The following is a 17,859-nucleotide window of genomic DNA, read 5'->3' as shown; positions in this document are numbered from 1 at the left end:
TGACAAAGGAGTGCAGCGAGTGCCCGGCACAAACCTGACCCGTGAGGAGGCCCGCACCCGGGCCGACCTCCTCCACGTGGACGCGTACGACATCGAGCTCGACCTCGGTTCGGCCCGCGAGGGCGGTACCTTCCGGTCCACCACCGTGGTCCGGTTCACCGCCACCACCCCGGGGGCGGAGACCTTCATCGACCTGGTCGCCCCGAGCGTCGAGGAGATCACCCTCAACGGCGTGCGGCTCGACCCGGCGACCTTCGCCGACAGCCGCATCCCGCTGCCGGGCCTCGCCGCCGAGAACGAGCTGCGGGTCGTCGCGAACTGCGAGTACACCAACACCGGTGAGGGCCTGCACCGGTTCGTCGACCCGGTCGACGGCGAGACCTACCTGTACACCCAGTTCGAGGTGCCGGACGCCCGCCGGGTCTTCGCCAACTTCGAGCAGCCCGACCTGAAGGCCGCGTTCGCGTTCACCGTGACCGCGCCGGAGGGCTGGGTCGTGGTCTCCAACTCGCCGACCCCGGAGCCGGTCGGCGAGGGCGACACCCGGGTCTGGACGTTCGAGCCCACCGGCCGGATCTCCACCTACATCACCGCGCTCGTCGCCGGCCCGTACGTCGGGGTCTTCGACACCTACGAGAACGGCGAGCAGAAGGTGCCGCTGGGCGTCTACTGCCGGCCCTCGCTGCGCGAGTTCCTGGACCCGGAGGCCGTCTTCGAGGTCACCAAGCAGGGCTTCGACTACTTCCAGGAGAAGTTCGACTTCCCGTACCCGTTCGCCAAGTACGACCAGCTCTTCGTCCCGGAGTTCAACGCCGGTGCGATGGAGAACGCGGGCGCCGTCACCCTGCGCGACCAGTACGTGTTCCGCTCCAAGGTCACCGACGCCGCGTACGAGGCCCGTGCCGCGACGATCCTGCACGAGCTCGCCCACATGTGGTTCGGCGACCTCGTCACCATGGAGTGGTGGAACGACCTCTGGCTCAACGAGTCCTTCGCGACCTACGCCGAGGCGGTCTGCCAGGCCGAGGCCCCGGGCTCCAAGTGGCCGCACTCCTGGACCACCTTCGCCAACCAGATGAAGACCTGGGCGTACCGGCAGGACCAGCTGCCGTCCACCCACCCGATCATGGCGGACATCAACGACCTGGAGGACGTCCAGGTCAACTTCGACGGCATCACCTACGCCAAGGGCGCCTCGGTGCTCAAGCAGCTGGTGGCGTACGTCGGCCAGGACGCCTTCTTCCAGGGCGTGCAGGCGTACTTCAAGCGCCACGCCTGGGGCAACACCCGGCTCAGCGACCTGCTCGGCGCCCTGGAGGAGGCCAGCGGCCGCGACCTCAAGGCCTGGTCCAAGGCCTGGCTGGAGACCGCCGGCATCAACGTGCTGCGGCCCTCGATCGTGCTCAACACCGACGGCGAGATCGAGTCCTTCGCGGTGCTCCAGGAGGCCCCCGCGCTGCCCGCCGGCGCCAAGGGCGAGGCCGTGCTGCGGCCGCACCGCATCGCGATCGGCCTGTACGAGCTGAACGGCGACGCGCTGGTGCGCACCGACCGGATCGAGCTGGACGTCGACGGCCCGCGCACCGAGGTGCCCGAGCTGGTCGGCCGGCACCGCCCGGCCGTCGTGCTGCTGAACGACGACGACCTCTCGTACGCCAAGATCCGGCTGGACGAGGACTCGCTGGCCGTCGTCACCGAGCACCTCGGCGGCTTCACCGAGTCGCTGCCGCGCGCGCTGTGCTGGGCCTCCGCCTGGGACATGACCCGCGACGGCGAGCTGGCCGCCCGCGACTACCTGGCGCTGGCGCTGTCCGGCATCGGGCGCGAGAGCGACATCGGCGTGGTGCAGTCCGTGCACCGCCAGGTCAAGCTCGCCCTCGACGCCTACACCGACCCGCAGTGGCGCGAGCAGGGCCTCGACCGCTGGGCCGCCGCCGCGGAGGAGCACCTGCGCGCCGCCGAGCCCGGCAGCGACCACCAGCTGGCCTGGGCCCGCGCCCTCGCCTCGGTCGCCCGTACCGACGGTCAGCTGGGCCTGCTCGCCGGGCTGCTGGACGGCTCGGTCGAGATCAAGGGCCTCGCGGTGGACACCGAGCTGCGCTGGACCCTGCTGGTGCGCCTCGCCGCCACCGGCCGGGCCGACGAGGCCGCCATCGCCGCCGAGCTGGAGCGGGACAACACCGCGGCCGGCCAGGAGCACGCGGCCACCTGCCGCGCCGCCCGGCCGACCGCCGGGGCCAAGGCGGAGGCCTGGGCGTCGGTGGTGGAGTCCGACAAGCTGACGAACTATGTGCAGGAGGCCGTCATCGCCGGCTTCCAGCAGTCCGACCAGCGCGAGCTGCTCGCGCCGTACGCGGCGAAGTACTTCGCGGCGGTCAAGGGCGTCTGGGAGACCCGCAGCCACGAGATCTCGCAGCAGATCATCGTCGGGCTGTACCCGGCCCTCCAGGTGACGGCCGCGACCCTGGAGGCCACCGACGCCTGGCTGGCCTCGGCCGAGCCGGCCCCGGCGCTGCGGCGCCAGGTCGTCGAGGCCCGGGCGGGCGTCGAGCGCGCGCTCAAGGCCCAGGCGGCCGACCGTGCGGCGGGCGGCCGCTGACGGTCTCCTCGCAACCGCGAAGGGGCGCCGGACGGGATCGTCCGGCGCCCCTTCGGGGTCGTGCGGGTCTTGCGGGTGGTGCGGGCTCTGCAGGTCGTACGGGACCTGGGGGCCCTGCGGGTCGTGCGAGCCCTGCGGGTCGTGCGAGTCCTGGGGACGTCTGCGCGGGTGCTACTTCTTCTTGCCCTTGCCGTAGGGCAGGCCCGCCAGACCGGCGATCACCGCGAAGGCGACCAGCGGGAGAAACACGTACAGGCCGAGGGTCTGGCCCACACTCAGGCCGGAACCGGGGTCATCACCGTCGTCCCTGGTGAAGGCCATGGCGGGCGACGACAGCAGCATCATCAGCGTGACCGTTGCGGAGACCGCGCCGGCTCGCAAAGCGTTCCTCTTGTCCACGTTTCCAACTTACCCGCCGCTTACGGGGGCGCGCTCGTCGGGGTCGGTCGGGCGGGACGGGAGGACGTGCCTCGGGGCCGACCCGGCGGAACCGCGCGGGGCCAGGAGCCGGGCGAGCAGGCCTGCGGCGGGGGCGGTGGCCAGCCGTTCGAGGGTGACCGGGTCGCCGGAGCCGTCCGCGACCGGCAGGCGCCAGTTCGGGTACTGGTCCCAGGTGCCGGGCAGGTTCTGCGGGCGCGGGTCCCCGACCAGGTCCGGCAGCCAGACCCCGACCAGCTCCGCCGGGGTGGCCCGCAGGAAGCGGTACAGCACCGGCATCGTCAGCGGCTCGCCCTCGGCCAGCAGCCCGAGCCGGCCCAGCTCGGCCCGCCAGTCCGCCAGGTCCGCCGCCGCCTGCCCCTGCTCCTCCCCCAGCGGCCGGGCCAGCAGGCCCAGCCGGTGCCGCAGCTCGACGTGCTCGCCGGAGAGCCGGGCCGCGGTGCTGGGCAGGTCGTGGGTGGTGAGGGTGGCCAGGCAGCCGGACCGCCAGCGGTCCGGGCCGAGGATCGCGCCGTCGCCCCGCCAGTCCCGCTCGAACCAGAGCACGGACGTGCCGAGCACCCCGCGCGCCGCCAGCTCCTCCCGCACCCCCGGCTCCACCGTGCCGAGGTCCTCGCCGATCACCGCCGTCCCGGCCCGGTGCGCCTCCAGCGCCAGCACGCCGAGCATCGCCTCGGCGTCGTAGCGCACGTACGCGCCCTCGGTCGGCGGGTGCCCCTGCGGCACCCACCAGAGCCGGAACAGGCCCATCACGTGGTCGATCCGCAGGGCCCCCGCGTGCCGGGCGGTGGCCCGCAGCAGCTCCGCGTACGGGGCGTAGCCGGCCTCGGCGAGCGCGTCCGGGCGCCAGGGCGGCAGGCCCCAGTCCTGGCCGTGGGCGTTGAAGGCGTCCGGCGGGGCGCCGACCGAGATGCCGCCGGCCAGTACGTCCCGCAGCGCCCAGGCGTCCGCGCCGTCCGGGTGGACGCCGACGGCCAGGTCGTGGATCAGGCCGACCGGCATGCCCGCCTCGCGGGCCGCCCGCTGGGCGTGGGCGAGCTGCTGGTCGACCTGCCAGGCGAGCCAGCGGTGGAACTCGACCCGCTCCTCCAGCTCCTTGGCGGCGTGCTCGACCTGTGGGCCGTCCGGGTGACGCAGCCCCTTCGGCCAGTGGTGCCAGTCGGTGCCGTGCTCCTCGGCCAGGGCGTTCCACAGCGCGTGCCGGTACAGCCACTCGCCCTCGCGGAGCCGGTACGCGTCGTACTCGGCCTGCCGCCCGGGGCCGCGCGGCACCTCGTGCAGCAGCTCCAGGGCCTCGCGCTTGAGCTGCCAGACGGCGTCCCGGTCGATCAGGGCGTCGTGGACCAGCACCTCGTCGCGCAGCCGGGCGGCCCGCCGGGTCAGCTCCTCGGCCTGCTCGCGCCCGGCGCCGGTCAGGTAGGCGTACTCGGGGACGGCCTCGATCCGCAGGTGCACCGGGTCGGCGAAGCGGCGCGAGGACGGGCGATACGGGGACGGGTCGGAGGGGGCGCCGGGCAGCGCCTGGTGCAGCGGGTTGATCTGCACGAAGCCCGCGCCGAGGCCCGCCCCCGCCCACCGGGCCAGCTCGACGAGGTCACCGAGGTCGCCCATGCCCCACGAGCGCTCGGAGAGCACGGAGTACAGCTGGGCGAGGAACCCCCAGCTGCGGCCCGGGAGTTGCGGCAGCCGCTCCGGGGCGACCACCAGCGCGGCCCGCGCGGTCCTCGTGCCGGTTTCCGCCGTGAGCACGTGGCGCCCCAGCGGCAGGTCCCCCGGCACCCAGTGCGAGTGCCCCTGCGGCAGCTCCCAACTCCCGCCCTCCTCCAGCTCCACCCGCAACCGGGCGTCCGCCGGCACGTCCAGCGCCGTCCGCCGCCCCTGCCGGACCACCACGCACGGCGGCAGCAACCGGGCCCGCTGCCCGGCCCGGTGACGCTCCAGCGCCTCCCCCACCTCCTGCGGCGACCCGGCCGCCACCCCCATCGCCCCCAGCACCGCCACCAGCGTCCGCGCACCCACCGCCTGCCCGCCCGGCCCCGGGTACCGGACGTCCACCCCGTACGCCCGCGCCAGCGCCACCAGTTCGGCGGGCGGCGGCGGGGCATCCTGCGCCGGTACCTGCTCGGCTCCGTCACTGTCGTGGTAAGCGGCCACTCGCGGCTCCTGCGATGTCTCGGCAACGCCCGTTCGGGACAGCCACAGTCCTACCCGCGTGACACCACGATCACCCAGCGCGACACGACGCCGGCGGGCGGACCCTCGGGGGGGGTGGGGGCGGGTCGGCAGGACTTCAGGGCGTCGGTGTCGAAGGTGTCGGCGTTCGTCGTGGTCGTGTCGCCGTCCTCCTTGTCCATAGGTGAGGACCTCGCCGTCCTTCAGCTGCTCCGGGTCTGGAGCTGGGCCGCGGTGGCAGGCGACGGGGGGTCAGCGCGGGGGCCGACCGTACAGGCTGGGGACGGCCGCCGCCTGGGATGTGCCGTGAAGCCCGGCGCTCGCGGGTGTTTCCGGGCTGGTCCGACATGCAATGAAACGGCGCAAAACGGTCATAGCAGTCGGCGGCGTTGACACCGGATCGGCCAGCTGGTGGGGTTGCGGACGATGTGGTCGTGGCCTGGCGAGGAGGCTCCTGTGCAAGCCCGAGTGTCCGTAGCGGCCGGGCGGCGGCTCAGGTCGCAACTGGAGCAGAGTCCGGCGTTGCGGGAGGTGCTGCAGCACCCCGCGGCGGAGGCGGCGCGGCGGGCCACGGCGCGGACGTGCCGTCAGTTGGCGCCGCGGACGGCGGACCGGCTGATCGCCGATCTCAAGGGCACCGAGCCGCTGTTGGCGTCGGTGCGCGAGGAGCGCGCGGACCGGGCGGACCGGGCCGGGCGGCCGGGGCGGCGGGCGATGCAGATCGCGGCCGGGGTCGCGGCCGCGGCGGTGGTCGGCGGGCTGCTGGCCGGTTCGCTGCCGTCGGCGGCGTACGCGGCGGCCACGGCCGCCTCGACGGCCTCGGACGTGGTGAGCACCGCGCCGCAGACGCCGCTGGGCAGCGTGACCGACCCGAAGGTGTTCCCGAAGCCGCAGCAGCAGACCGTGGCGGGCAAGCCCGTCGCGGTGCCGTCCGCCGTGACGCTGGTGACCGCGCCCAAGGCGGACATCGGCGCGGTGCGGGCCGTCCAGGAGGTGCTGGAGGTCGCCGGGGCGGGCGAGGTGACGCCGCGTCCGGACGGCGGGACGCCGGCCGCCGGGACGCTGGTGGTGTACGTCGGCGGGCCCGCCGAGGGCGCCGGCGGCGAGGTGGACCGGGTGCTGCGGCAGCTGTCCGCCGCCGCGGGCGGCAAGGACGGCGCCGGGCCGACGACCGCGGGGATGCCGGCCGGCGGGTACGTGCTGTCGGCCGGTCAGCTGCCCGCCCAGGGCGGCGGGACGTACGGCGCCGTGGTGCTGGCCGGCGTGGACGCCACCGGCACCTTCTACGCCGCGCAGAGCCTGCGTCAGCTGCTCGCCGCCGTACCGGCCGGGCAGGGGCAGGCGCCGGGTGCGGCCGGGCTCGGCCTGCCCGGGATCACGCTGCGGGACTGGCCGACCGGCGCCCCGGTGCGCGGCGTCACGGAGGGCTTCTACGGCACCCCGTGGACCGCGCAGCAGCGGCTGGAGCAGGTCGACTTCCTGGGCCGCTCCAAGCAGAACTTCTACCTCTACGCGCCCGGTGACGACCCGTACCGGCTCTCCCGCTGGCGCACCGCCTACCCCGCGGCCCAGGCCGAGGAGCTGCGCGAACTGGGCTTCCGGGCACGGCAGAACCACGTCACGCTCGGCTACGCGATCGACCCGGGGCAGTCCCTCTGCTTCAGCTCCGGCAAGGACGTGGACGCCCTGGTGAACAAGCTGGACGGGCTGCGCAAGCTCGGCTTCACCGCCTTCCAGCTGCAGTTCCTGGACGTCAGCTACGACGAGTGGCACTGCGGCGACGACCGCGACGAGTACGGCACCGGGCCCGCCGCGGCCGCCAAGGCCCAGGCCGAGCTGGTGAAGAAGGTGCAGGACCGGCTGATCGCGAGGAACCCGGGCCTGGCGCCGCTGTCCGTCGTCCCCACCGAGTACCACCAGCAGGGCTCCACCCCGTACCGCAAGGCGCTGGCGGCGGCCCTGCCGGAGGGCGTGCAGGTGGCCTGGAGCGGGGTCGGGGTGATCCCGGAGAAGATCACCGGCGCCCAGGCCTCGGACACCGCCGGGCTGTACGGGCACCCGCTGCTCACCATGGACAACTACCCGGTCAACGACGCCACCCCGGACCGGCTCTTCCTCGGCGCCTACACCGGGCGCGACCCGGAGGTGGCCACCCGCTCGGCGGCGCTGCTGACCGGCGCGATGCAGCAGCCGGTGGCCTCCCGGATCGCCGTGTCGACGGCCGGCGACTTCGCCTGGAACCCGGCCGGCTACAAGCCGGACGAGTCCTGGCAGGCCGCCGTGCGCTCGCTGGCCGGGCCGACCGGCGCCGCCCCGACGCCCGTCGGGACGGCGCTGTCCGCCGTCACCGCGCTGGCCGGGAACAGCACCTCCTCGCCGCTGTCCAAGCAGGAGTCCGGCTATCTGGCACCGCTGCTGGACCGGTTCTGGGCGGCCGCCGAGCCGACCTCCGGCGCCGCCCCCGACCTCGCCCGGCTGATCGAGGCCGCCGCCCCGCTGCGGGACGCCTTCGCCACCATGGCCACCGCCCAGCAGACCCTGGCCGGCACCCCGGCCACCACCCAGCTGGCCGGCGAGGCCGCGCCCTGGCTGGGCCCACTGCGCGACTACGGGCTGGCCGGGCAGTCCGCCCTCGACATGCTGCTGGCGCAGCACGGCGGCGACGGCGCGGCGGCCTGGAAGGCCCGGGTCGAGCTCAACCGGCTGCGCGAGCAGCTGGACCGGGCCCCGGCCACCGTCGGCGCCGGGGTGCTCGGCCCGTTCCTGGACCGTGCCGTGCGCGCCGCCGACAACTGGTCGGGCGTGGGTGGCGGCGCCGCCACCCCGACCACCACCCTGGGCACCGCCCAGGACCACCTGCCCGCGCTGATGACCGACGGCGTGGCCGACACCTTCTACTGGAGCTCCGCTCCCCCGCAGCCCGGCGACGCCGTCGGCCTGGACCTCGGCGCGGGCCGCCCGGTCAGCGGCGTGACCGTGCTGATGGGCGGTTGGGGCAACGGCCCGGACGCCCGGACCGCCGCCGACGACTACATCCGCGACGGCGTGCTGGAGTACTCCACCGGCGAGGGCGGCTGGAAGCAGCTCGCCGTGGTGAAGAACCAGAAGACGGTCAGCGCCCAGCTCCCGCCGGGCACCGTGGTCCGGGCGGTGCGGCTGCGGGCCACCGCCGCGCAGAAGACCGCCGTCGCGGTGCGCGAGTTCACCGTCACCGCCCCGGACGATTCCCCGGCCAGCGTCAGCGGCGGCCCCGACGCGGTGCCCGGCTCCTCCGCCGCCGCCGTGCTGGACGGCAACCCGGACACCGCGTACCGGGCCGCCAAGGCGCCGACCGCGATGGACGAGCCGCTCACCGTCGAGCTCGGCGCGGCCCGCCCGCTGGACCGGCTCACCGTGCTGACCGACCCGTCCGTGCGCGCCACCGCCACCCTCGCGGTGCGCCGGGCCGACGGCACCTGGGCCGACATCGGCACCGTGCAGCCCGGCTACAACGAGCTGTCGGCCGGCGGCCAGCCCGCCGACGCGTTCCGGCTGACCTGGAAGCCCGGCGGCGACCCTCCGGTGGTCAACCAGGTGATCCCCTGGTACGCGGACGCCCCGGCGGCCCGGCTCAGCCTCTCCGACCCGGCCCTGGACGTGGTCACCGGCGCCTCCGCGCCCGTGACCACCCGGGCCACCGTGGAGGCCGGCCGCCCCGAGGGCACCACCGGCGAGCTGCGCACCGAGGTGCCGGCCGCCGCCAAGGGCCTGACCGTGGCCCCGGCCGGCCCGGTGACCGTGCCGCGCGGCGGCCGGGTGGGCGTGCCGCTGCTGGTCAGCGCCACCGCGGAGACGCCGTCCGGGACGTACCGGGTGCCGGTGCAGTTCGTGGCCGGCGGCACCACCGTCCGGCAGGTGCTCCAGGTGCACGTGGTGCCGCCCACCGGCGGCCCGGACCTGGCGCTCGGCGCCAAGGCCACCTCCTCGGGCGACGAGACGGCGAACTTCCCGGCCTCGGCGGTCACCGACGGCGACCCGAAGACCCGCTGGTCCTCCCCGGCCAAGGACGACGCCTGGGTGCGGCTGGAGCTGCCGCAGGCGACCAGGCTGGGCTCGGCGGTGCTGCACTGGCAGGCCGCGTACGCCGCCTCGTACAAGATCCAGGTCTCGGCGGACGGGAACACCTGGACCGACGCCGCGACGGTGGACAACGGCAAGGGCGGCGACGAGACGGTGCGCTTCGACGCGCCCAACGTCCGGTACCTCCGGGTGCAGGGCGTGGCGCGGGCGACCAAGTACGGCTACTCGCTGTGGGGCGTCGAGCTGTACGCGGTGACCCCGCCGGCCGCGCCGCAGCCCCCGGCCGGCCAGGGCGGCGGCCAGGCCGCCCAGCCCGGCGGCGCGCCCGGGACGCCGGCGACACCTCCGGCGGCGGCGGGCGGGACCGCGCCCAAGCCGTAGCCGTAGTGTCCGTAGCCGGGCCCGGTCACGGGTGGGCGGAAACGCGGCGGGCCGCCGGCTCCCCGGTGCGGGGGGCTCGGCGGCCCATGAGGCGCGTACCGACGGTGTGACGGGCGGGCCCTTGTGGAGCTGTGGTCAGGCGGAGAGCGGTTCGGGCTGCTCACCGCGGCGGACGGGGGCGGGGTGGCCCGAGTGGGCCCGGCCGAGCGGGACCGGGTGGACCGGCTGCTCGGTGCGGTCGTGGTGCTCGTACTCGCCCCACTGCGGGGCGCGCAGCTGGTCCGCGCCGCCGTAGGGCTCCAGGTAGGGCCGCCACCGCGGGTCCTTGATCCCGGTGCCGATGATGCGCCAGGCCAGACCGCTGGGCGGCGCGGGTGGTCGTTTCATCCGCCAGCCGAGCTCGGTGAGGTGGCGGTCGGCCTTGGTGTGGTTGCAGCGGCGGCAGGCCGCCACCACGTTGTCCCACCGGTGCTGGCCACCGCGGCTGCGCGGGATGACGTGGTCGACGCTGGTGGCGGCGGCCCCGCAGTAGACGCAGCGGCCGTGGTCGCGGGCGAACAGGGCCCGGCGGGTGAGCGGGACGGGCCCGCAGAACGGGACCCGGACGAAGCGGGTCAGACGGACGACGGACGGCGCCGGAAGGGCGCTGGTGGCGCTGTGCAGAGTGACTTCCGAGTCCTCCAGGCTGACCGCCTTGTGGTTGAGGACCAGGATGAGTGCGCGGCGCATCGATACGACGCCGAGTGGCTCGTAGGACGCGTTGAGGACCAGGACATGCGGCACGGATGCCTCCTTGGACGCCTGCGGCGCGTGGCTCGCGCCGGGACGAGCGGTTGGATCGCGCCACTCGTGCGCGATCTCCCCCAGTGTCGCCTTACGCCTTTGTACGGCGCCACCACTCCTGTGTAACGGACCTGACGCGAACTCCGGGTGTGGTCTCTGTCATAGCCGGTATGCCCGGGGGAAGGTCGGGTTGCACCCGGGTGGCGGTGCGACGGGTCCCGGTGACTCCGGCGGGTCGCCCGCCGGGGGCACGGTTCGGCCGTCCGGAGCAGCGCCCCTCCTGCCCCGGACGGCCCCGGAGCCCCGGTTCGGGGGGAGCGTACGGGGGCGTTGACGGGGCGTTCGACACGCTCCGTACGCCCTTGGGTACGCCCGTGCGGGGTTCCGGCGTGTCCGGGCCGGCCCGCGGCGGCGGATAGGCTGACGCCCACGGTCCGCGGGCCGCTTGCCGGCGGTGCGGGCCCACCACGCACCCCAGCCAGGAAGGTCCGCACGTGTTCAGCTCCGGTGCCACCGGTCCGTCCGACGCGTCCTCGACGCTCGCCACCCCGACCCCGGCCCCCAGCCCCACCGCGCAGCTGCCCGAGCTCGACCTGCGGATCCCGACCAGCGCGCAGGAGGTCTCGGACACCACCCGGCAGGCCGCCAGCTGGTTCGACACCCACTGGCAGGGCTGGGTGGCCTCCGGGCTGCGGATCGTCTTCATCATCGTGCTCGCGCTGGTCCTCCGGGCCGTCGTGCGCAAGCTCATCACCCAGTTGATAGGGCGGATGGCGCGCACCTCCGAGCACCAGGAGGAGAGCCGGCTGGGCGGGCTGCTGGCCAACACCGGGGTGGTGAACACCGAACGGCGCCAGCAGCGCTCGGAGGCGATCGGCTCGGTGCTGCGCAGCGTCGCCTCCTTCAGCATCCTGGGCACGGCGGCGCTGATGGTGCTCTCCGCGCTGGGCGTGAACCTGGCGCCGCTGCTGGCGAGCGCCGGTGTGGCCGGTGTGGCGATCGGTTTCGGCGCCCGGAACCTGGTCACCGACTTCCTCTCCGGGGTCTTCATGATCATGGAGGACCAGTACGGCGTCGGCGACGAGATCGACACCGGTGTCGCCACCGGCACGGTGCTGGAGGTCGGCCTGCGGGTCACCAAGCTGCGCGGCGGGAACGGCGAGATCTGGTACATCCGCAACGGCGAGGTGAAGCGGATCGCCAACATGAGCCAGGGCTGGGCGACCGCCTCGGTGGACGTCCAGGTCGGGTACAAGGAGGACCTGATCCGGGTCGAGGACCTGATCCTGGCGACGGCCGAGGAGATGGCCAAGGAGGCCCCGTACGACGAGCTGATCTGGGCTCCGGTGTCGATCCTGGGCGTGGAGTCGGTCGCCTCGGACTCGGTGGTGCTGCGGGTCGAGGCCAGGACCGCCCCGGGCAAGGCGGCCTCCGTCTCCCGGGCGCTGCGCCAGCGGCTGAAGGCGGCCTTCGACGGGGCCGGGATCAAGGTCAAGGAGGAGGTCGCCGCGGTGACGGCCGGGGCGACCGGCGTGGTGATCGCCCCCTCCCCGGTCCCGGCCGCCGAACAGGCCGCACCCGCCGACCGGGTGGCCGAGCCCGTTCCGGCCCAGGCCCCGGTCCCGGCGGCGGCCCGGGCGGCGGACGACGCGTCGAAGCCGTAGCGGTTCGGCCGCACGGACACGGACGAAGCCCCGCTCCCACCACGGTGGGGGCGGGGCTTCGTGGTGTCCGGCCAGAGCCCTCCTCGCACTCTCGACACCGGACCGGAGCCGCTGGACTCCGACCGCCGACGCCCTCGGTCTGCCGTGCCCGCGATCGGGCGGCCGCGGGTACGTCTGGCTCTGATCGGACGTCAGATCGAGTGGGCGGACGGCTCCGTCGGCGCTGGTATGTTCCAGGCGTGAACCGCGACACCAGCGATCTCGTCTCCCGCCTTGGCCGGCCTCTTCGGCTGATCGTCACCGGCGGTGGAACGGGCGGCCACACCTATCCGGCCCTCACCGCGATCCGCGCCCTGCGCTCGCGTCTCGCCGGGGTCGACGGCGCCCTGGACGTGCTGTGGATCGGCACCGCCACCGGCCTTGAGGCCAAGGTCACCGCCGCCGAGGACATCCCGTTCAGGACCGTCGCCACCGGGAAGATCCGGCGCTCCGCCAACCCGCTCAAGCTGGTGTCGCCCGCCAACGTCAAGGACATGGGCCGCGTCCCCCTGGGCGTCGCGCAGGCCCGCTCCGCGATCGCCGGGTTCGGCCCGGACGTGGTGCTCGGCACGGGCGGCTACGTCGCCGTGCCGGTCGGAATGGCCGCCCGGATGTGCCACCGGCCGCTGGTGGTCCACGAGCAGACCGTCCGGCTCGGCCTCGGCAACCGGGCCCTGGCCCGGATGGCGACCCGGGTCGCGGTCTCCTCCGAGTCGACGCTCCGGTACCTGCCCGAATCCGCCCGTGCCACCGCCGTGGTGACCGGCAACCCGGTCCGCCCGGAGGTGCTGACCGGGCAGGGTGAGAAGGCGATCCAGGCGCTCGGACTGTGGGGCTTCGACCGCTCCCTGCCGACCGTGTACGTCACCGGCGGCGCGCAGGGCTCCCAACAGATCAACGAGCTGGTGAGCGAGATCCTGCCGTGGCTGCTCGGCCACGCCAACGTGGTCCACCAGTGCGGGCCCAGCCACGAGGCGGGGCTTCGGGAGCGGGCTGCGGCGCTGCCGGAACACCTGCGCGCCCGGTACCTGGTGACCGGCTTCGTCGGCCCGGAACTGCCGGACGTGCTCGCCCTCGCGGACGTGGTCGTCTCCCGCAGCGGCGCGGGAACACTGGCCGAACTGACCGCGCTGGGGCGGGCCGCGGTGTTCATCCCGCTGGCGACGTCGGCCGGGAACGAGCAGGAGCACAACGCCCGCCACCTGGCCGATGCCGGCGCGGCGGTGGCCCTCCTCGGCCGGGCCGCGCCGGACACCCTCCAGGCGGCGATCGCCCCGCTGCTGACGGACCCGGCCCGCCGCGCGGACATCGCGCGACGGGCCGCCGAGCACGGCCGGCCGGACGCCGCCGACCGCCTCGTGGACGTACTGCTGTCGGTCGTGGGCCGCTAGTTCTCCAGGTCCGGCAGGTGCCGGACGGCGCCGGCCTGGATGGTGTCCACGCACACCTGGTAGGCGGCGTAGTCGCTCTCCCAGGGGTCGGGCACGTCCTCGCCGCTGACGTAGAGGTCGAGCTTGCCTGCGGCCGGGGTTCCGTCCGCCATGGTCCTGAGTTCGGCGAGGACGGCGTGGTCCATGGCCAGCACGGCGTCCGCCCAGTCGAGCATGCGGTGGCTGACCTTGACCGCGCGGTGGTCACGGATGTCGTACCCGGCGTCCTCGGCGGCGCGGATCGCGTTGCTGTGCGCCGGACCGCCGACGTGGCGCTCGCGCAGCCCGGCCGAGCGGACCTCGACCTTCTCCCCGCCGGTGTGGGCGAGGACCGCGGCGGCGAGCGGCGAGCGGTTGTGGTTGCCCAGGCAGACCACCAGGATGCGGTGGCGCTTCGGGTGGCGGAACATCTCGCTCATCTTCGGCTCCTTGGTGTCGGTCACGCGGCGGCCTTGATCGCGTCGGCGAGCGCGGCGACCGTGTAGCGGACGCTGTCGTGGGTCATGGCGGGGTGGAACGGCAGGCCGAGGATCCGGCCGGCGACCTGTTCGGTGACCGGCAGGTCCCGGTGCCAGGCCGAGAACGCGGCTTGGGTGTGGTTGGGCGGGTAGTGCACGGCGACGCCGATGCCGTGCTCCCGCAAGTGACGGAAGACCTCGTCGCGGTGGTGGTCGAGGACCACCACGCAGTTGAACGGCACGGTGTTCACCACGTCCACGTCGACCAGGCGGGCGCCGTCCAGGCCGGCCAGTTCGGCCTGGTACGTGCGCCACAGGTGCTGGCGGTGTGCGGCGGTCTGCGGGAAGTGCTTCAGCTGGGCGACGCCGATGGCGGCATTCAGCTGGGACATGTCGAAGCGCATCCCGGGGCCCTGGACCTCGTAGGAGGTCATGGCGGCTCGGGCGTCATTGGACTGGACGATTCCGAACAGGCGCAGGCTGCGGAGGGTGTCGGCTTCCTCACGGGTGCGGGGAATGATCGTGCCGCCCTGGCCGGTGGTGAGGTTCTTGATCGGGTCGTGGGAGAAGCAGGTCAGCACGGCGGGGTCGGCGCCGACCATGGTTCCGTCCGGGCGGCGGGAGCCGAAGGCGTGGGCGGCGTCCTCGATGATCTGGATGCCCCGGTCGGCCAGGTGGTCGCGGATCGGGGTGAGGTCCACGGCCCGGCCGCCGTACAGCACGGGCATGACGGCGCGGGTGTTCGGAGTGAGGGCTTCGAGCACGGTGTCCGGGGTGACGGCCAGCATGCGGGGGTCGATCTCGGCGAAGCGGGGTGCGGCGCCGCTCCAGGTGATGGCCTGGACGCTGGCGCAGAAGGTGAGGGAGGGGAGGACGACGTCGTCACCGGGGCCGATGCCGATCGAGCGCACAGCGAGGTGGAGTGCCGTGGTGCCGGAGTTCACGGCGACGGTGTCGGTGACGCCGATCAGGTCGGCGACTCCGGCTTCGAACTGGTCGGTGGCCGGGCCGTGGCCCCACTGGCCGCCTGGGAGGACGGCGGCCAGTGCGGCGGCTTCGGTGCCGTGCAGCAGCGGCGCGGCGTTGCGCTCGACGCCCGGGGGGCCGCGTGGTGGTCGAGGCCAAGGCGGGTACTCCTTCGTCAGAGCGTGCCGGAGACAGCACGGGACTCGGTGGACATCACGGCGACGTACTTGGTGAGGAAGACGCCGCCGCGGTAGGTGAGCCGCCGATGGTCGACGGGCTGCCGGAAGAGGCCGTTCAGGGTCTGCCGGACCAGGTCGGCTCCGGCTTCCTCGGCGAGCAGGAATCCGGCGGCGAACCGGGCGTTGATCTCGGTGATGACCACGCGCGGGTCGGCGCCTTCGGTGATGAAGCCCTGGACGTCCACCGGGCCGACGGCGCCGATCGCCCGGATCGCCTCGGCGACCCGCTTGGTGGCCTCCGGGTCGTCGATCGTGACAGCGACCATCGACATGCCGGCCTGGACCATCAAGCGCCGCCGCAGGATCGCGGAGGTGCGACCGCTGCGGTCCGTCAGGCAGTCGGCGGAGAACTCCACGCCCCGGACGCGCTGCTGGACGATCGGGGCGGGCACGAGCTCGCACAGCACGCGGGCCTGTTCGCGGGTCCGACAGAAGTGCACGTCCTTGGAGCCCTGGCCGCGGCGCGGCTTGACGACCAGCTCGGTGCCGTCAGGGGTCTGGTCGATCCGGTCGGGCAGCCAGGTCTGCGGGGTGGGCACCCTCGCGGCGCGCATCGCCTGGTGGAACTCCCACTTGTCGCCCGCGGTGGTGACGCTGGCCGCGGGCGGCAGCCAGGTTCGTACTCCGGCACGTTCCAGATGGCCGCGCAGGTGGACCAGCTGCGGAAGCTCGTTCTCGACGCAGCAGATCAGGGCGTCCGGCTTGAGGTCGTGCACCAGCTCCATCAGGTCCGCGGCGAACAGCGGGCTGTCGGCGCGGGCGATGGTGCGGGCGGTGATGCCGGGGGCGAACAGGCCCGGCGCGAGGGGGTTGGAGTCGGTGCCGATGACCTCGTGGCCGAGCTTGAGGAGGGTGAGCGCGAGGTCGAGGCCAGGGGCCCCGCCGATGCCGGTCACCAGGATGCGGCGGAGCTCCGCCGGGTCAGGGGTGTTCACCTCGCCGCCTTTCACGCGGCGGCCCGCGCGGTGGCGGTCTGCCACCAGTCGGGGTTGCTGCGGTACCAGTCGACGGTCTCGGCGATGCCGGCCGCCAGGTCCTGCCGGGGCTGGTAGCCGAGCTGGGCGAGCTTGCCCCAGTCCATGGAGTACCGGATGTCGTTGGCGGCCCGGTCGGGCACGTAGGTGACCTGGTTCCAGGTGGCGCCGGTGGCACGCAGGAGCATGCCGGTCAGCTCGATGGTGGTCAGGTCGGTTCCGCCGCCGATGTTGTACGCCTGCCCGGGGATGCCCTTGTGGAGGACCAGCTCCACTCCGGCGCAGTTGTCGGTGACGTGCAGCCAGTTGCGGACGTGCTCGCCGTTGCCGTGGACGGTGGCCTTCTCCCCGGCCAGCAACCTGGTGACGAACAGCGGGATCAGCTTCTCCGGGTACTGGCGGGGCCCGTAGTTGTTGGAGGAGCGGGTCACGCACACCGGCACGCCGTAGCTGGAGTGGTAGGCCAGGGCGATCATGTCGGAGGCGGCCTTGGACGCCGAGTACGGCACGGTGGGGTTCAGCGGATCGGATTCGAAGGCGGTTCCGGTGGGCAAGGAGCCGTACACCTCGTCGGTCGAGATGTGGACGAACTTGCGCGTGCCGATGCGGCGGGCGGAGTCGAGGAGCGTCTGCGTGCCGAGCACGTTGGTGGAGACGAAGTTCCCGGCGTCGGTGAGGGAGCGGTCGACGTGGGACTCGGCGGCGAAGTGGACCACGGCGTCGTGGGTCTCCATCAGGGCGTCGACCAGGGTGCGGTCGAGGATGTTGCCCTGGACGAAGGTGAACTTCTTGGAGTCGGTGATGCCGTCGAGGTTGCCGAGGTTTCCCGCGTAGGTGAGGGCGTCCAGGACGGTCACCTTGGCGATGTCGTCGGCGTCGACGAGGCGGCGGGCGAAGTGCGATCCGATGAAGCCGGCACCGCCGGTGACGAGGATGTTCTCCATGGGAGTCACCAATCTGGGTGAGGTATGGCGAGGGTCAGGCGGAGTAGGCGGGCAGCAGGTTGCGGTCGAGGGCCTCGATGAGGCTCAGGCTGTTGCCCACGACGATGGAGGCGGGCTCGGGCGGCCACTCGATGGCGAGGTCCGCGTCGAGCGGGTCGATCGTCAGGAACTTCTCAGGACGGTGCAGCTCGCTGAGCAGGTAGGTGACGCTGGAGCGGTCCGCCAGAGCGAGGGTGGCGTGCCCGACGCCGGGCGGCACGAACAGCGAGGTCCGCCGCTCGGCGTCGAGGTGTTCCAGGTGCCAGCTGCCAATGCGCTCCTGGAGATGGACGCCGCCACGTGCCTGTGCTCCGACGGCGACCCCACCAGCGCCGTGGACAAGGCCGTCGACGTCTGGGAGAAGCTGCCTCCCGCGTACCGCGGCGGACTGATCCGCACCCGCGCCGAAGCCGTGCGGCAAGTCCTGCCCGGGGCGGCACATGACCGCCTCGAGGAGGCCCTGGCCACTCCGTAGTTTCCGCCGTGCCGCGCCGACCGGCTCGTCGGTACTTGGAACGGTCAGCCGCTGCGGTCTCGCACCGGGACCAGGACGCCCCATTCCTCATCTGTTCCCTGTTCACCCCGCATTGGTTCCGTTCCGCCGCGATCACGATCGCGGCGGAACGGCACAAGAAACTGCGGTCTTCTCACGCTTTCTTGCCTTCTGCACAGGA

At 73.8% G+C, this 17,859-nt stretch carries 13 protein-coding genes and 1 pseudogene; 5 read left to right on the top strand and 9 right to left on the bottom strand.

Annotated elements, in window-relative coordinates; all coding sequences use genetic code 11:
- Window positions 1-19: 19 nt before the first annotated feature.
- Window positions 20-2,599 carry an aminopeptidase N gene (gene pepN, locus AMK13_RS34965; protein WP_074005616.1) on the top strand — a complete coding sequence of 860 codons (2,580 nt, stop codon included), beginning with the start codon at window positions 20-22 and terminating at the stop codon, window positions 2,597-2,599.
- 171 nt (window positions 2,600-2,770) lie between these two features.
- Here pepN and AMK13_RS34960 read toward each other — a convergent pair whose 3' ends face one another.
- From AMK13_RS34960 to AMK13_RS43840, 3 genes are read right to left on the bottom strand one after another with little or no spacing between them, the layout of a single operon-like run.
- Window positions 2,771-2,998 (bottom strand): hypothetical protein, encoded by a 228-nt coding sequence (locus AMK13_RS34960; protein ID WP_030238515.1) that lies wholly within the window; start codon window positions 2,996-2,998, stop codon window positions 2,771-2,773.
- Window positions 2,999-3,007: 9 nt separating this feature from the next.
- Window positions 3,008-5,191 carry a 4-alpha-glucanotransferase gene (gene malQ / locus AMK13_RS34955; protein ID WP_074005615.1) on the bottom strand — a complete coding sequence of 728 codons (2,184 nt, stop codon included), beginning with the start codon at window positions 5,189-5,191 and terminating at the stop codon, window positions 3,008-3,010.
- A gap of 50 nt (window positions 5,192-5,241) precedes the next feature.
- Window positions 5,242-5,391 carry a hypothetical protein gene (locus tag AMK13_RS43840; protein WP_158077787.1) on the bottom strand — a complete coding sequence of 50 codons (150 nt, stop codon included), beginning with the start codon at window positions 5,389-5,391 and terminating at the stop codon, window positions 5,242-5,244.
- A gap of 349 nt (window positions 5,392-5,740) precedes the next feature.
- On the opposite strand from AMK13_RS43840, the gene AMK13_RS34950 reads away from it, so the two are divergent.
- Window positions 5,741-9,649 (top strand): beta-N-acetylglucosaminidase domain-containing protein, encoded by a 3,909-nt coding sequence (locus AMK13_RS34950; RefSeq protein WP_241853166.1) that lies wholly within the window; start codon window positions 5,741-5,743, stop codon window positions 9,647-9,649.
- A 273-nt stretch (window positions 9,650-9,922) separates the two neighbouring features.
- Here the strand turns inward: AMK13_RS34950 and AMK13_RS34945 are convergent.
- Window positions 9,923-10,432, bottom strand: a pseudogene (locus AMK13_RS34945) (HNH endonuclease); the annotation flags it as partial.
- A gap of 494 nt (window positions 10,433-10,926) precedes the next feature.
- Here AMK13_RS34945 and AMK13_RS34940 point away from each other — a divergent pair.
- Complete coding sequence (locus AMK13_RS34940; RefSeq protein ID WP_079272781.1) at window positions 10,927-12,096, top strand: mechanosensitive ion channel family protein; 1,170 nt, start codon at window positions 10,927-10,929, stop codon at window positions 12,094-12,096.
- Between the two features lie 239 nt (window positions 12,097-12,335).
- On the top strand, window positions 12,336-13,526 hold the full coding sequence (locus AMK13_RS34935) for a UDP-N-acetylglucosamine--N-acetylmuramyl-(pentapeptide) pyrophosphoryl-undecaprenol N-acetylglucosamine transferase (RefSeq protein WP_074005613.1): 1,191 nt from the start codon (window positions 12,336-12,338) through the stop codon (window positions 13,524-13,526).
- On the opposite strand, the gene AMK13_RS34930 is transcribed toward AMK13_RS34935, so the two are convergent.
- The 5 genes from AMK13_RS34930 to AMK13_RS45480 form a co-directional block, all read right to left on the bottom strand.
- Entirely contained in the window at window positions 13,523-13,984 is a 462-nt protein-coding gene (locus tag AMK13_RS34930; RefSeq protein WP_241853162.1) for an arsenate reductase/protein-tyrosine-phosphatase family protein, read from the bottom strand. The genes AMK13_RS34935 and AMK13_RS34930 overlap by 4 nt on opposite strands.
- Window positions 13,985-14,004: 20 nt before the next feature.
- Window positions 14,005-15,093: a DegT/DnrJ/EryC1/StrS family aminotransferase gene (locus tag AMK13_RS34925; RefSeq protein WP_274538710.1), complete on the bottom strand. Its 1,089-nt coding sequence runs from the start codon at window positions 15,091-15,093 to the stop codon at window positions 14,005-14,007.
- Window positions 15,094-15,164: 71 nt separating this feature from the next.
- Window positions 15,165-16,163, bottom strand: coding sequence for an ATP-grasp domain-containing protein (locus AMK13_RS34920; protein WP_074005643.1), 999 nt, complete (start codon window positions 16,161-16,163; stop codon window positions 15,165-15,167).
- Between the two features lie 11 nt (window positions 16,164-16,174).
- Window positions 16,175-17,146 (bottom strand): dTDP-glucose 4,6-dehydratase, encoded by a 972-nt coding sequence (gene rfbB, locus AMK13_RS34915; protein ID WP_074005612.1) that lies wholly within the window; start codon window positions 17,144-17,146, stop codon window positions 16,175-16,177.
- Between the two features lie 34 nt (window positions 17,147-17,180).
- Window positions 17,181-17,405: a dTDP-4-dehydrorhamnose 3,5-epimerase family protein gene (locus AMK13_RS45480; protein ID WP_241853161.1), complete on the bottom strand. Its 225-nt coding sequence runs from the start codon at window positions 17,403-17,405 to the stop codon at window positions 17,181-17,183.
- 39 nt (window positions 17,406-17,444) lie between these two features.
- Between AMK13_RS45480 and AMK13_RS45475 the strand changes: the two genes are divergently transcribed.
- Window positions 17,445-17,660, top strand: coding sequence for a hypothetical protein (locus AMK13_RS45475; protein ID WP_241853160.1), 216 nt, complete (start codon window positions 17,445-17,447; stop codon window positions 17,658-17,660).
- Window positions 17,661-17,859: the final 199 nt, after the last annotated feature.

This window comes from Streptomyces sp. CB02056 (assembly GCF_001905545.1).
GTDB lineage: Bacteria > Actinomycetota > Actinomycetes > Streptomycetales > Streptomycetaceae > Kitasatospora.
Note: the sequence above shows the minus strand (reverse complement) of the source record. Positions and strands in the feature narration are given on the sequence as shown.

Excerpts from the sequence above, each read along its gene's own strand:
- AMK13_RS43840 (WP_158077787.1), bottom strand. The coding sequence starts at position 5,391 with ATGGACAAGGAGGACGGCGACACGACCACGACGAACGCCGACACCTTC.
- AMK13_RS34930 (WP_241853162.1), bottom strand. The coding sequence starts at position 13,984 with ATGAGCGAGATGTTCCGCCACCCGAAGCGCCACCGCATCCTGGTGGTC.
- rfbB (WP_074005612.1), bottom strand. The coding sequence starts at position 17,146 with ATGGAGAACATCCTCGTCACCGGCGGTGCCGGCTTCATCGGATCGCAC.